At 34.4% G+C, this 15,160-nt stretch carries 11 protein-coding genes; 4 read left to right on the top strand and 7 right to left on the bottom strand.

Annotated features, from left to right (window positions below):
• Positions 1-483: 483 nt before the first annotated feature.
• The 7 genes from C8C83_RS18395 to C8C83_RS18365 form a co-directional block, all read right to left on the bottom strand.
• Complete coding sequence (locus tag C8C83_RS18395; RefSeq protein ID WP_121329833.1) at positions 484-1,821, bottom strand: alpha-L-fucosidase; 1,338 nt, start codon at positions 1,819-1,821, stop codon at positions 484-486.
• A gap of 19 nt (positions 1,822-1,840) precedes the next feature.
• The gene (gene galB, locus C8C83_RS18390) at positions 1,841-4,396 is read right to left on the bottom strand and encodes a beta-galactosidase GalB (protein WP_199735296.1); all 2,556 of its coding nucleotides are present in this window, start codon (positions 4,394-4,396) and stop codon (positions 1,841-1,843) included.
• A 57-nt stretch (positions 4,397-4,453) separates the two neighbouring features.
• On the bottom strand, positions 4,454-5,233 hold the full coding sequence (locus tag C8C83_RS18385; RefSeq protein WP_121329831.1) for an SDR family oxidoreductase: 780 nt from the start codon (positions 5,231-5,233) through the stop codon (positions 4,454-4,456).
• A gap of 64 nt (positions 5,234-5,297) precedes the next feature.
• A complete protein-coding gene (locus C8C83_RS18380) occupies positions 5,298-6,131 on the bottom strand; it encodes an amidohydrolase family protein (protein WP_121329830.1) in 834 nt (277 codons plus the stop codon).
• The gene (locus tag C8C83_RS18375) at positions 6,118-6,465 is read right to left on the bottom strand and encodes an L-rhamnose mutarotase (RefSeq protein ID WP_121329829.1); all 348 of its coding nucleotides are present in this window, start codon (positions 6,463-6,465) and stop codon (positions 6,118-6,120) included. The genes C8C83_RS18380 and C8C83_RS18375 overlap by 14 nt, the downstream gene beginning before the upstream one ends.
• Before the next feature lie 729 nt (positions 6,466-7,194).
• Complete coding sequence (locus C8C83_RS18370; protein ID WP_121329828.1) at positions 7,195-7,356, bottom strand: helix-turn-helix domain-containing protein; 162 nt, start codon at positions 7,354-7,356, stop codon at positions 7,195-7,197.
• A 510-nt stretch (positions 7,357-7,866) separates the two neighbouring features.
• Complete coding sequence (locus tag C8C83_RS18365; protein ID WP_132011836.1) at positions 7,867-8,733, bottom strand: AraC family transcriptional regulator; 867 nt, start codon at positions 8,731-8,733, stop codon at positions 7,867-7,869.
• A 342-nt stretch (positions 8,734-9,075) separates the two neighbouring features.
• On the opposite strand from C8C83_RS18365, the gene C8C83_RS18360 reads away from it, so the two are divergent.
• The 4 genes from C8C83_RS18360 to C8C83_RS18345 all read left to right on the top strand — a co-directional run bounded on the left by C8C83_RS18360 (position 9,076) and on the right by C8C83_RS18345 (position 15,132).
• A complete protein-coding gene (locus tag C8C83_RS18360) occupies positions 9,076-11,532 on the top strand; it encodes a prolyl oligopeptidase family serine peptidase (protein WP_121330092.1) in 2,457 nt (818 codons plus the stop codon).
• 154 nt (positions 11,533-11,686) lie between these two features.
• On the top strand, positions 11,687-12,589 hold the full coding sequence (locus tag C8C83_RS18355) for an ROK family protein (protein ID WP_121329825.1): 903 nt from the start codon (positions 11,687-11,689) through the stop codon (positions 12,587-12,589).
• Between the two features lie 49 nt (positions 12,590-12,638).
• Positions 12,639-13,643, top strand: coding sequence for an isoaspartyl peptidase/L-asparaginase (locus C8C83_RS18350; protein WP_132011835.1), 1,005 nt, complete (start codon positions 12,639-12,641; stop codon positions 13,641-13,643).
• 40 nt (positions 13,644-13,683) lie between these two features.
• Positions 13,684-15,132, top strand: a complete 1,449-nt coding sequence (locus C8C83_RS18345) for an alpha-L-fucosidase (RefSeq protein ID WP_121329823.1) — start codon at positions 13,684-13,686, stop codon at positions 15,130-15,132.
• Positions 15,133-15,160 lie beyond the last annotated feature (28 nt).

Raw genomic sequence — 15,160 nt, 5'->3', positions numbered from 1 at the left:
CACCCAATTAAGCGAGTACTATTTTTCTCTCAAACAACAACAATTGTTTTAAATTTAAGAAAAATTAAAATCGCAAAAAAGAGCTTACTAAAATCAATAAAACCATTAAAAAATTAACATAAATATATGTTAACTAAAATTTATACAATAAATCGTCCTTGCGGTTCATTTCATGATTTTCATCAAGAAACATTTATGATTTTTTCTTCATTTTGAAAATCATTAACCAAATCATTTTTTCTCCCATTACACATTTTTTTTACCTTTTTAAAAAATGTAGTTTTTTCTTTATAATTATTTTTTTTCAGCGTAAAAAAAACATCAAAACGGGCTAATTATTTCTCTAATTCTTCCTTTAAATCTCTAATTAACAATGCTTATTTCTCCATTAGTTATTAAAAATTATTCTAATATTTGCTAAATCGATTAAGTAGATTAGCTAAAAAATATCACCTAATAATGAAGATGACATTTTAAGTTCTTTTAGTTTGTCAGGAAACCACCCTGACCTCTGTATAATTTAATTGGTGCGTCTAATGTAACTTTAATGCAAGTCACATATTTATCAGCAACATTTTCCGGCAAATCAATATAAACTAATCCGGGAACGGCACTCCATGAAATTTTTCCGACCACTTTATGAGTCAGCTTTATATTTGATCCCAAAACAGTAATATCCTGAATTTTATTATCAAGTCCTTTCAACATCAATTGTCCTGAAGTTTTTCCGTGAACAAATAAATAAAGCGTTTTTGAATCTTTAGAAAGTGTAGTTGGCCCATAAAAATGCCCTAACGGAATTCCGGGAATAGTTCCAAAAATTCCCTCACCGTTTCTTCTGTTCCAATCACCAAGTTCTTTTAGCGTAGAAACAACAGTTTCAGGATAAGTACCATCAGGTTTTGGTCCTATATCTAATAATAAATTTCCTCCGTTTGAAACTGCATCCACAAAAATTGTGATGATTTCATAAGGTGTTTTCCAATTTGTATCACTCACACGATATCCCCAGTTTTCATTCATCGTCATACATAATTCCCACCATTTGAATGCAGGACGTACCACCGGAAAATTTTGTTCTGGAGTATCATAATCACCATATCCCTGTAGACGCCCGTTGATGATCGTATTTGGATTTTTGTCTAACATCATCTTACGTGTTTTTTCAGCTTGCCATTCCTCAGCGCTATGTTCCCAATCACCATCAAACCACCATAAATCCGGGTTGTACCAATCAGAGATTTCTTTAATTTGTCCTTGATAGAACTTTTGGAAACGTTCCCAACGAGCTGGCTCTTTTTTAATATCATAACGTGATTTATCTTTCAGAAAACCCGGATAATCATTGTGTGTCCAGTCGATTAATGAGAAATAAGCACCGCATTTAATATCTCTTTTTCGTAATTCTTCAAAGAAAGGTTTCACCATGTCTTTCTTAGCAGCGCAGGTTTTTACGGAACTCAATTTTCCTAATTTAGTATCATACATCGCCACACCATCATGATGTTTTGTTGTAATTACCGTATATTTTGCACCTGAATCTTTAATCATATCAGCCCAAGCTGCAGGATCATAATTACTCAAAGTGTAACTTTTTTGTTGCTTCATATAATCTTCAACAGAAATTTTTCCGTTGTGAAAACTCCAGGATTCAGAAACATCGGCAACTGAATAAATTCCGGCATGGATGAAGATTCCTAATTTAGCATCTTCAAACCATTTCATTTTTTCAGCAATATCTTTTGCAGCAATTTTGTTTTGCGCAATACCTGTGATAGTAGTTCCAACGAATAAAGCTGTTAAAATTATTTTCTTAATCATTTCTCTTTTTTATTATTCCTTATTTGATTCTGATTGTTGTTGCTGCCGATTGTAATCCTTCACTTTCTGCTTTTACCGTAAATTGTCCTTTTTCTCCTTTTTTCGCTTTAACTATTACCAAAACTTTTCCGTTATAAGCAGGTTTTTCGGTACTTTGAAAAGGCACAAAACTAGTTGCGTCTCCATTATCAGTGGCAACGATTTCTCCTGCACCTTCAATCGAAAATTTAACTAATGGATTTGTACGAGGAACCATTAAACCCTCTTTATCAGCAACATCAACAGTTACGAAAACCAAATCAACATCGTCTGCAAGTACTTCTGATCTATCTGCTGATAGTTGCAATTTTGTTGCTGCTCCGGTAGTTTTGACAATATCTGTCGCCCATTTTTTACCTTTTTTATAACAAACAACTTTTAGTTCACCAGGAACATAAACCACATCATCCCAAGTCAAACGAAAATCTTTTCCTGCTTCCATTTTCTTTCTTCCAAGACTTTTTCCGTTAAGAAACAACTCTCCTTCATCTCCCGAAGTATAAACGTGTACAGGAACTACTTGTCCAACACGTTCACTCCAATTCCAATGTGGAAGAATGTGAGCCGTTGGAACATCTGGTCTCCAATGTGATTTGTAAATATAATAGCGGTCTTTTGGGAAACCCGCCAAATCGATAATTCCGAAATAACTACTTCTTGATGGCGGATTAGTTTTTTGCAATTCTGCTAATTTTGCCTCCAATTCTCCTTGCTTTGAAGGATCACTTCTAAAATTCAGCAAGTTCGTTTCATCTGAATTGTAAGGTGTTGGTTCTCCTAAATAATCAAAACCTGTCCAAACATATTCTCCCAATAAATGTGGATACTTTGCATTGATACGAAATTGTTCATCAGGCGAGTAACCCCATCCCGGAAACGCGTCGTCATAAGACGAAATTTGCCAGGAGGTTTTGTTGTATTTATCGTCAAAGAAATATTCTCCACGAGAACTTACAGTTGATGCTGTTTCACTTCCAATTGTTGGTTTATTCGCATATCTTGGATCAGCATCCCATTTTGGTTGTTGGTTAAAAAAATAATTTATTCCCATAACATCGATTGCAACAGCAGCTCCAGATGCTCTTCCTCCATCAGGATCATTATAACCATTTGAAACTGGACGTGTTGGATCTTCTCTACGCATAATATCTGCCAATTCTTTGGTCATTTTTACGTTCAGCTGATCTGGAATTTCATTTCCAATTGACCAAATAAATACCGAAGGATTATTTCTGTCTCTGCGTACTAACGCTACTAGATCTTTTTCGTGCCATTCATCAAAAATCACATTATAATCTAATTTTTTCTTACCTGTTTTCCACGCATCAAAAGCTTCGTCCCAAACCAGGAATCCCATTTTATCTGCTAATTCTAACAATTCAGGAGCAGGAGGATTATGAGAAGTACGCAAAGAATTACATCCCATTTCTTTCAACATTACCAATTGTCTTTTTAATGCCGAAGTATTGATTGCAGCTCCCAAAGCACCTAAATCGTGGTGATTACAAGTTCCGAAGATTTCGACTCTTTTCCCGTTCAGAAGAAATCCGTTTCTTGCTGTAAATTCTATAGTTCGAACACCGAAAGGCGTATTATAAGTGTCAACAACTTTTCCGTCAACACTAACTTTAGTTTGCGCCACATAACGATTTGGCGTTTTTAAATCCCATAATTTAGGATTGTTTAAAACCGAATGTGTTTCTGCTTCTTCAGTTCCGTTAGCTTTGATTTCAAGAGTTGAAGAAATTAACGAACCTACTTTTGTTTTAAGCTTGTCATTGATATCTATCTCGTATAAGTCAGTTGTAACAACGGCTTTTACGGTTTTATTTGTGGCATTCTCAACGTTTACCAGCACTCTGACATCAGCAGCTTCTTTGGTAATTTTTGGAGTTGTAACATAAGTTCCCCAATGCCCAACATGTACCGGATTGGTTTTTACCAACCAAACGTGGCGATAAATTCCAGCGCCGGGATACCAACGAGAATCCCAGTTTTCAGTATCTAAACGAACGGCTAAGATATTTTCCTGTCCAAATTTTAAAAATGGAGTCAAATTCATTCGGAAAGAATTGTACCCATAAGGCCAGGTTCCTACATAATTTCCATTCAAATAAATTTTGGCATTAGCCATAGCACCATCAAAATCAACAAAAATCTGTTTCCCTGAGTCTGAAGCCGGAACAGTAAAATGTTTGCGATACCAACCAATTCCTTTCCACGGCAATTTTCCTGTTTCTCCTCTTAATTCAATTCTAAAAGGTCCTTTGATCGCCCAATCATGTGGCAAGTTTAATTTTTCCCAGTTGGTTTCATTCGTAGAAACGGCTTCTAAATTCTTTGGTTCTTCTTTGACTAATCCATCGGCCTGAGATCCGTATCGTGAAAAAAGCCAATTATCATCAAATAACTGAGTATCAATCGAACCCATTCTCTTTATCGGCGTGTTCTGTGAAAATCCAGAAAAACTGATCATCGAAGAGATCAGCAAAACAAGGCAATTGTTCAGCGAAAATATCTTTTTGGTTATGTTCATTTTGGTTGGTTATTTTGGTTTTGTTCGCAAAAACGAACGCAGTTAGTCCACTATAAACTATAAGGAACGATCTAAATGTGTATATCCTCCATCTACATAAATCAACTGACCTGTTGTGTGACTTGATTTATCAGATAATAAGAAGACGGTCATATTGGCGATTTCTTCTGCGGTTGTCATTCTGTTTCCTAACGGAATTTTGGCTGTAATTTCTTTTAACTTTTGCTCCGGATTTTCAAGTGTTTTAATCCATGTATCGTATAAAGGCGTATAACATTCCGCCACAATTACGGAATTGACGCGTATTCCGTACTTCAATAATTCGACAGCCCATTCGCGGGTTAAAGCATTGCGTCCACCATTTGAAGCCGCATAAGCTGACGTACTTCCTTGTCCGGTATCTCCAACTTTTGAACCTATATTTACAATTGCTCCTTTTGTTTTTTTCAACTCAGGCAAAGCATGTTGCGCCATCAGATAATAATGAACTAAGTTTTTATGAATCGATGCCATAAAACTTTCGTAATCTCCACTTTCCAAACCAACGCCATCATTGACACCAGCATTATTGATTAACCCATCAATGCGACCGCAAAGTTGAATTACTTGGTCGACGGCATTTTTACAAGCTTCCGGATGAGTCAATTCAGCAACGACTGATAATACTTTTCCTCCTTCAGCTTCGATTTCTTTAACAGCAATTTGATTGTCGGTATCAGCTCTTCCAATTATTACAGGAATAGCTCCTTCGGCAGCCAAAACTTTGCAAATCCCAAATCCTATTCCTTTTGCTCCACCGGTTACAATAATTATTTTGTCTTTAAGATTAAGGTTCATTTTGTTCTCTATTAGGTTGAATAGTTATTTTTTTTTAGTTGTGTATAAAACACATATCCGTTTATTAATCATTTAAATCATAAAAAATTATTGCATTCTTGCTCCAGAATTTATCCTGATCTGCTTTCGAAAATTTCGAAAAATAATCTTCTGCAATATCACATGATTCTGCATAAGATGCTGCCAGTAAACTCACCGGCCAATCACTGCCAAACATCAATCGATCAATTCCAAATACCTCAGTAACCACATCTAAACAATAAGTAAAGTCCGAAGCGGTCCAATTATTCCAGTCGGCTTCAGTCACTAAACCTGAAACCTTACACATCACGTTAGGAAATTGCGCTATAGCTCTGACATCTTTTTCCCAATCACTGAATTTTTTATTTTTGAAATCCGGTTTCGCCAAATGATCGATAACAAACTTTTGTTCCGGGAATTTTGCAACAAGTTTTCTTGCATTTTCCAAATGTTTTGGAGAAATCAAAATATCATAAGTGAAACTATATTTTAGCAATTTCGAAATTCCATTTTGAAATTTTTCCGACAACATAAAATCAATATCTGCTTCGGCCTGAACAATGTGTCTGAATCCTTTTAGTTTTTCATATTTGATATAATATTCCAAACGCTCTTCAATATTTTCAGCACATAAATCTACCCAACCCACAACACCTTTGATAAAATTATTCTCTTTTGCCAAATCCAAAAGAAAACGAGTTTCATCTTCACTCTGATCTGCCTGAACAGCCACACAACCATCAATCTGATTTTCTAACAATAAAGGTTTTACATCTGAAGGTAAAAAATCACGTTTGATCACTTTCATTTCTTCATTGATCCAAGCATCTTTTACAGGCTCGTATTTCCAAAAATGTTGGTGGCTATCTATTTTCATGCAAATCAAATATTTTATCCATTAGCATCCATTTTTCACCTTCCTTCGCCCAAGGCAATGCCTTTTGATATTTCCACATCAGTTCTTCCCATTTCTGAACTATCGGATTATTAGCGTCCATTTGCCCTTTTCTTTCAAAAGTAAAAGTTTCATTCGCCTCAATAATCATAAACATTCTGTTACCAACGCAATAAATATCAAGATTTTCAATCCCCGACTTGGTGATACTTTCTGTGATTTCCGGCCAAATCTTTTCATGATATTTCTTGTATTCAGCCATCAATGCCGGATCGTCATTCAAATCTAATGCAAGACAATATTTTTGAGTTATCATATTATTTTATTTAAAATCTCAGATTAAAAACCTAAAACGATTTGATTATCAATTAAAAACAAAGATTAATCGCTATCTATTAGATTTATGCTTTTATATTTTACAACTAATTCCTTATAACAGGAACGCAATGCCTTTTATCTTTAGCAAAGAGAAACGAATCTACTAAATCGTTTTATTTATAGAACAAAATATTTTGCTTCAATCTAAAAAAAATAAAATTATTGCATTATTAAGTTTTATTTTAAGTCAAAATTATCATTAATTAAGCATTTATTATCTTTTTAATTAATTTCATAAAAAACAGCGAAATAAGTAGCTATTTTAATATTAATTTGAATCAATTAAAAAAATAATATCAATTTACCGAATAAAGGATCAAAAAACTGATCCGTAATTTCAGAAAAAATAAAATAGATTTAATAAAAAAAGCATTAGATCATAGCTTATATACTATTCATAATTAATAATATATACCAATCAAAAATTGAAAGTTTACAATTTGTGCTGTTAGGCACTAAATATTGGTAGAAAATGGGAATTAGAATAAATTTAGCGTGCCGTAGTTACGAAATAGTTATCATTTTGTTGCGTACCTACGGCACGCCAACGAATTTCGAATCTATTAGGACTACCAATATTTAGTACCTAACGGCACATTTCAATTCCTGATTCATATTAATACATCAACAGTTATCAAATATCAGTTTACAAAAAAGGTATATAATATTACGCTACAGCATTTTTTCTGTATTCCTTAGGAGTTGTTCCTATTAATTTTTTGAACAGCTTATTGAAGTTTGAAGCTGTTTTATACCCACATTCATAGGCAATTTCCGAAATACCTAAATCAGTTTCAATTAGATATTTACTATTAATAATATATACCAATCAAAAATTGAAAGTTTACAATTTGTGCCGTTAGGCACTAAATATTGGTAGAAAATGGGAATTAGAATAAATTTAGCGTGCCGTAGGTACGCAATAATTATCATTTTGTTGCGTACCTACGGCACGCCAACGAATTTCGAATCTATTAGGACTACCAATATTTAGTACCTAACGGCACATTTCAATTCCTGATTCATACAATACATCAACAGTTACAAATATCAGTTTACAAAAAAGGTATATAATATTACGCTACTTATATTCAAAATGAGTCTGCGCATTTTTGTTATCCCGAGAAATGACAATATTGGGTTTCTATTGCGAATGATGGATTAAAATCCATCCCTACAATATGTTTTGTTCCTCCGGAACTCCTTATAAAATTCCAGAGGAATGATTTATTTTGTAGCAAGGGATTTCAATCCCTTGAAGTTTATAGCAAACCAAATATTGTAATCATGAAATGACAAAAACCTTCACGCCTTTACGAGAGATTTATTCGGCATAACATTATGCTACAGCATTTTTTCTGTATTCCTTAGGTGTTGTTCCTATTAATTTTTTGAACAGCTTATTGAAGTTTGAAGCTGTTTTATACCCACATTCATAGGCAATTTCCGAAATACCTAAATCAGTTTCAATTAGATATTTACAAGCATTTGACACTCTGATTTCATTCAGATATTCTACAAAAGGTTTTTTGGTTTTAGCTTTAAACATTCTACAAAAAGATGTAGGTGTCAGATTCGCAATTTTAGAGATTTCATCAAGCGATATTTCCTCTTTATAATTCGACTTCACATATTGAAAAACCTCCGCAAGTCGGTCATTTTTATTATCCTCATCAACTGAGATATACGAATTATCATTGATGAACCTCAGATCTTTACTTTTTGATAAAAGAAACAAAATTTCAATAAGTCCCATGATAACTTCAAAACCTTTCTTTTTGAGCAATTTTTCCATTTTTTTAGAAACCACTGCGTTTGTCTGTCCGGTAATCGACACTCCTTTTACGGCTTGAGAGAGAAACTTTTTAACTTCCTGAGCTTCCGGTAATTCATAAAAAGAATTTCCAAAAAGGTCTTTGCTAAAATAAATCACCATCGCTTTAGCCTTTAAACTATTAATTCCTTTATAAAAAATTTCATCATTAAGCCAAACATGCGGAATATCATCTCCAAGAAAAATCATATCTCCGGCTTCGAATGATTCTACAGAATTTCCTATAATTCGTTTTCCATGGCTTTCTAAAATATAAACCAGCTCAAATTCCGGATGCGAATGAAAAGGCGACTGAAAAAAAGATTCTTCACGAGAAAATACAGAAAGCGATGTATTCGTGTAGGAAGCGATATTTGTCTTTACAATTTTCATTTTAAGAATAGCAATGATAATTAATAATTAAATAATGATAAAATTGGATTAATTACTAAATTGATTTAGATATAATTTTAGAAATCCCAAAAAAACAAAAATAACAAAAAATGTTTATGAGCCAACTAAATCGTTTTATTAACGTCAAAATACCTAAAAACTATTCGAAAATAAGTAGTTAATGCAGTAATTATTGACAAATAATTTGGTTTTATTTTATCCTTTTAATGAGATTAATTGGCTTAAGCCAAAAGTGATTGAAACCAAAATCAAAGTGTTCCTATAAAAATAATGGATATTACTGAAATACAAAGTCATATCCTAAAAAATAATATAAAAAAAATGAAAAAAGGATTCCTTATTTTCTTAATTGCCTTGGGTGTAAATTCGATCGCACAAACAAAAGCCACCGGAAATGTCGTTGAATATTTTGGAAAAGAAAAAATCACAACAACTGCCGAAGGAAATGTTTTGTATAGTTTCACTAATGGTTATACGCTTGCTTCCGACAAAAGAACCGGTACACTTTTTAACGGACAAGATGCTGTAGCCTGGCAATATGCAGTTGGAAAATTTGTAAATCCGAATAAACAAAAAGGAGATTGGCTACCTATCGAAGTCGATTCTGTTGGAGTTTTTAGCCGAAAGGAAATGAAATCAGCTTTTCTTTTTACGGAATATAATTCGCAAAAAGAACAAATCGCACTTCTGGAAACTACAGGAGGAACCCGAACTTATATAAATGGTTTACCACACGAAGGTGATCATTATGATTTTGGATATACTTTGATTCCGTTTAAACTTCGCAAAGGTCTAAACGAATTTATTTATACAAAAGGTCGTTTTGGTCATGTTAAATCCAAAATTATTATACCTTCAAAAAGTATTCAGTTTACCAAACGTGATTTGACGCTTCCGGATATTATTAATGGTGAAAAAGACGAAAAATGGGCTTCTATTCGCATCATCAACGCAACTGAAAAAGCGCTAAGAAACCTTGTTATTACGACAAAATTATCTAGTGGAGAAACGGCTAAATATGCAACTGATGCCATTATGCCTTTGTTTGTCAGAAAAGTAAAATTTAAAGTTCCAGCAGCTAAAGAGGATTTTACGGGCGAATTAAAAATGGAAATAACACTTACAGACAAAAGCGGAAAAGTAATTGATAAAAGTGAAATTACAATTCAACAACGTTCTGCAACAGTTCATCACGAACGTACTTTTTTGAGTAAAATCGATAATAGTGTCCAATATTACAGTGTTGCTCCCGCTCTGGAAAGCGGACCAAAAGCGTTAATACTTTCGGTTCACGGTGCTTCTGTTGAAGCACGAAATCAGGCACGGGCGTACAAACAAAAAGATTGGGCTACTATTGTTGCTGCGACAAATCGTCGTCCTTTTGGCTTTAATTGGGAAGATTGGGGAAGAATCGATGCCTTGGAAGTTTTGGCCGAAGCTAAAAAAGTATTCAATACAATTCCTGCTCAAACCTACTTAACAGGTCACTCAATGGGCGGCCACGGAACCTGGTTTTTGGGAACGACATATCCGGATAAATTTGCCGCAATTGCGCCTTGTGCTTCTTACCCTGATATTTCGACTTACGGATCTGATAAAGGCGACGAAATGCACGATATGTTCAAAGCTTTTGAGCCAATCAAACGTTCGGCTAATTCAGGTCGTGTCAAAAGTATTATACAAAACCTGAAACAATCCGGCGTTTATATCCTGCATGGAGATGCTGATTCGACTGTACCAATTTCGCAAGTAAGGGAAATGCGTCAGATTTTAGGAACTTTTCATCCTAACTTTTGTTATTACGAATATCCCGGAGGTGAACACTGGTATGGCGACCATTCTGTAGATTGGTTTCCGATTTTTGAATTCTTCAAACGTCAAACGATTCCAACAAACAAAGAAGTTAAAGCAGTTGATTTCCATACCGCTACTCCTGCGGTCTCTTCAACGGATTATTGGTTAAAGTTACAGCAACAAATATATCCATTTGAGTTTTCGAACATTAATGCCAAAATTGATAAAGGGCAAATTACAATCAAAACAGAAAATGTTGCTATTATGGAACTTGATTTGGTTTCATTGGATTTAAAAGGTGAAATCACAATCAATATCAACGATCAAACCTTAAAAACAACGGCAGATAAAAAAGCGATTTTGGCTTTAAAAGACAAAAAATGGTTTTTTATAAATGAAATCAATACAGCCGAAAAATATGCAGAACGTCAAGGCGGATTCAAGTTTGCTTTCGATAACAATGTCGTTTTTGTATATGCTACAGGCGGATCTGCTTGGGAACGTGAATGGTACCTCAACAGAGCGCGTTTTGATGCAGAAACTTTTTATTACAGAGGAAACGGAAGTATCGATGTGATTTCGGACAAAGAATTTTCATTAGAAAAATACAAAGATCGAAATGTGATACTTTACGGAAATGCTTCAAACAATAGTGCATGGAAGTTATTGTTGAAAAATTCTCCAATTCAAATTGACAATCAACAAATCAACATAGGCGGCAAAGCATTGAAAGGAGATGATTTGGCAGCTTATTTTGTAGTCCCAAGAAATGATAGCAAAACGGCAATGGTTGGTGTTGTCGCAGGAACTTCTGAAAAAGGAATGAAAGCAACTTGGGCAAACAATTATATTTCCGGAATTACAGGTTTTCCCGATGTCATGATTTTCAAAGCTGATTTACTTTTAAACGGTTTACCAAATATGAAAGTAAGCGGTTTCTTTGATAATGAATGGTCTGCCAAAACATTAGAATTTTACAATTAAAAACTTTTTATATTCGATAAAATGACTGTGATTAATTTACTAATACGATTTAGCATTTAAATAAAAACATATATTTTTAGCCGCTCTATTGCTTGTAGTAATAGTTCAGGCACAACATAATAACAATAATAAATAAAAGAATAAAAGTCAAAAGATGGAAAAAAGATTTGCAATAGCCATGGATGTTGGAGGTTCACATATTACGACCGCAATTGTTGATCTAAATGAGATGAAAGTCTTTGAAAACTCCTTTTTTAAGGTTTCTTTCGATTCTAATTTACCCAGCAAAGAGGTAATGGATTATTGGGAAAATGCGATTCGCGCTTTATGGATAAAATCTCAGGTGAAAAAATTATCCGGAATCGCCATGGCATTTCCCGGACCATTTGATTATAATGATGGAACTTGCTGGATTAAAGATCAGGATAAATACAATAATTTCTATGGACTGAACATAAAAGATTTATTAAGAGAACGTTTCGATTTTGATCTGGATTTTCCTATTGTTTTTGAAAATGATGCTAAAAGTTTTGGGAAAGGCGAAGTTTACAAAAACATAAAAAATCTTCCTAAAAATGTAATGGCAATTACTTTAGGAACAGGACTTGGCGCCTGCTTTATAGAAAATGGAAAAATTGTAAGCACAGGCATTAATGTCCCTAAAAATGGTGAAATCTGGAATCTTCCGTACAAAAATGGTATTGCCGAAGATTCTGTATCATTAAGAGGTTTACTTTCTAATTATCAGAATTTAAGCGGTATTCAATTAAATAATGGGCTTGAATTATACCTTTTGGCAATTGAAGGAGATAAAAAAGCAATAGAAGCCTTTCATAAATTTGGAGATGATCTGGCAGAAATTGTACTTCCGTGGCTAAAAAGCTTTAATGCCAATATGTTTGTTATTGGAGGAAAAATAGCAAACGCCGGAGATTTGTTTCTGAATATTTTTAAAGAAAAAGTAAAAAACGCAGGAATCGAAATGGAACTGGTGATCTCAACAGACAATGAAACTACCGCTTTATTAGGAGCTGCGAGCTTACTTTATGAAGCTTAGAAATAAAATACTTTCTGATTTTCAACAATCAGATTTAAAATAAAATAATATGACAAATCGTAGAAATTTTCTAAAAACAACTGCAATGGCTTCGGCTGCCGTAGCATTAAGTTCTTTCACAGGAAAATCGGAAGAAATAAAAGAGCAAAACGAACTTCCTGATGGAAAAATAAGAAAACCTATTGTACTTTCTACCTGGAATTTTGGTTTGAAAGCCAATGCAGCGGCCTGGGAAGTATTAAAAAACGGAGGTCGAGCCCTGGATGCTGTAGAAGCCGGAGTAAAAGTTCCTGAAGCAGATCCAAAAGAAAGAAGTGTTGGTTATGGCGGAAGACCTGACAGAGACGGCCGAGTAACGTTAGACGCTTGCATCATGGACGAAATGTCGAACATTGGTTCTGTAGGCTGTCTTGAATTTATTAAGCACCCTATTTCTGTGGCTCGTGCAGTAATGGAAAAAACACCTCACGTTATGTTGGTTGGCGATGGAGCACTTCAATTTGCTTTATCGCAAGGTTTTCCTAAAGAAAATCTATTGGTTCCTGATTCCGAAAAAGAATGGAAAGAATGGTTAAAAACTTCCGAATATAAACCAATTGCCAATATTGAAAATCATGATACCATTGGAATGATTGCTTTGGATGCTGCCGGTAATCTCTCCGGAGCCTGCACTACAAGCGGAATGGCATTTAAAATGCACGGACGTTTAGGCGATTCTCCAATAATTGGTGCCGGTTTATATGTCGATAACGAAATTGGTGCCGCAACAGCAACTGGTCATGGTGAAGAAGTGATTCGAATTTCAGGAAGCCACTTGGTTGTTGAGTTGATGCGTCAGGGAAAATCTCCACAAAAAGCCTGTGAAGAAGCTGTTTTGAGAGTGGTAAAACTGATGAAAAACAGAAATAAAAATTTAAAAGATATTCAAGTTGGCTTTATTGCTTTAAACAAAAAAGGCGATTACGCCTCTTATTGCGTTCAGAGTGGTTTTAATTATGCTGTTTATGACGAAACCGGAAACCGATTGATTGATCCTGAGTTCTATATGAAATAGTTACCAACAAAAACCAAAAAACGACTTAACAAAAAACAAAATGAAAAATAAATTCAAGTTAATATTTACAACATTTGTCTGTTTCAGTGCATTTTCTGCTCATGCGCAAGGTGATTTCAGTATGGAAGCTAACAAATCTGAAGAAGAAGGTTATGTTGCACCAAAAGATCCATTGGTAAAAGCAAATCTTGAAAAATGGCAAGGCTACAAATTTGGTGTATTAATCCATATGGGACTTTATACTCAATTGGGAACCGTAGAATCTTGGGGATTAGTTCCTGAAGATTGGGTAACCAGAGATGGTTATGATGATTATTATAAATACGCTACTGATTACAGAAATACGAAATATAAATTGAACCCCACGAATCTGAATTCTGAGAAATGGGCGAAAATGTTCAAAAATGCGGGTGCAAAATATATGATTTTCACCTCCAAACATCATGATGGATTTTGTATGTATGATTCAAAATTCACTGATTTTAAAATTACAAATCCAGCATTACCTTACGCAAAAAATCCAAAAGCTGATGTATTAAAAGATGTATTAGATGCTTCAAGAAAAGAAGGATTGGCAGTTGGTGTTTATTACTCAAAACCCGACTGGACTACTGAAAACTTTTGGTGGTCGTATTATCCTCCAAAAGACAGAAATCCTACCTATGACATCAAAAAATTTCCGGAGAGATGGCAAAGTTATGTACAATACACCCAAAATCAGCTGAACGAGTTGACTACAAATTATGGGAAAGTTGATATTCTTTGGCTTGACGGATGTTGGGTTCGACCACTTTCTACCATTAACAAAAAGGTGGAAGAATTCTGTAAATATCCTTATGATATGGATATCAACATGAAATTAATCGCAGAAACAGCCCGCAAAAAACAACCCGGAATGTTGGTTGTAGATCGTTGGGTTCCCAGTGAATATGAAAATTATTTAACACCGGAACAAAAAACACCGGAAAAACCTTTGACTGTGCCTTGGGAAAGCTGCATTACTCTTGGCGGAGCTTGGGGATGGGTACCAAATGATCATTATAAATCATCTAAAGAAGTTATACAATTAATGACTAATATTGTGGTCAAAGGAGGAAATCTTTTACTGGGTGTAGGTCCGGATGCTAAAGGTGAATTTGATCCAAAAATTGAAACAACTTTAGCTAACGTGGGAAAATGGTTAACGGTAAACGGTGAAGCTATTTACGACACTAAACCTGTTGAACCTTATTTAGATGGAAAAGTTGGTTATACTCAAAAAGGAAAAGCAATTTACGGTATTTACATGCCTGCACAAGACGAAAAACAATTACCTGCAGAGATTACCATTAAAACTACTATAAAAGGCAATTTGAAAGCTTCTTTATTAGCTAATAAACAAAAACTGACAAGTAAAACAATAGACGGCGGAATTATAGTCACTATTCCGCAAGAACTAAGAACTTCTTTAGCGAATCAGGAAGCTGTTGTGATTAAAGTGATTCAATAATTCTAAGAAAGAAGATATTAAAACAAGA

The sequence above is a fragment of the Flavobacterium sp. 90 genome (assembly GCF_004339525.1).
In the GTDB taxonomy this organism is placed as follows: Bacteria; Bacteroidota; Bacteroidia; order Flavobacteriales; family Flavobacteriaceae; genus Flavobacterium.
The sequence above is the reverse complement of the archived record's forward strand: the minus strand, read 5'-3'. Positions and strand labels throughout refer to the sequence as shown.

What these genes read in the sequence shown, in the direction of transcription:
- C8C83_RS18360 (WP_121330092.1), top strand. Translation starts at nt 9,076, where the DNA reads ATGAAAAAAGGATTCCTTATTTTCTTAATTGCCTTGGGTGTAAATTCG.
- C8C83_RS18375 (WP_121329829.1), bottom strand. Translation starts at nt 6,465, where the DNA reads ATGATAACTCAAAAATATTGTCTTGCATTAGATTTGAATGACGATCCG.
- galB (WP_199735296.1), bottom strand. Translation starts at nt 4,396, where the DNA reads ATGAACATAACCAAAAAGATATTTTCGCTGAACAATTGCCTTGTTTTG.
- C8C83_RS18345 (WP_121329823.1), top strand. Translation starts at nt 13,684, where the DNA reads ATGAAAAATAAATTCAAGTTAATATTTACAACATTTGTCTGTTTCAGT.
- C8C83_RS18355 (WP_121329825.1), top strand. Translation starts at nt 11,687, where the DNA reads ATGGAAAAAAGATTTGCAATAGCCATGGATGTTGGAGGTTCACATATT.
- C8C83_RS18395 (WP_121329833.1), bottom strand. Translation starts at nt 1,821, where the DNA reads ATGATTAAGAAAATAATTTTAACAGCTTTATTCGTTGGAACTACTATC.
- C8C83_RS18365 (WP_132011836.1), bottom strand. Translation starts at nt 8,733, where the DNA reads ATGAAAATTGTAAAGACAAATATCGCTTCCTACACGAATACATCGCTT.
- C8C83_RS18385 (WP_121329831.1), bottom strand. Translation starts at nt 5,233, where the DNA reads ATGAACCTTAATCTTAAAGACAAAATAATTATTGTAACCGGTGGAGCA.
- C8C83_RS18350 (WP_132011835.1), top strand. Translation starts at nt 12,639, where the DNA reads ATGACAAATCGTAGAAATTTTCTAAAAACAACTGCAATGGCTTCGGCT.
- C8C83_RS18380 (WP_121329830.1), bottom strand. Translation starts at nt 6,131, where the DNA reads ATGAAAATAGATAGCCACCAACATTTTTGGAAATACGAGCCTGTAAAA.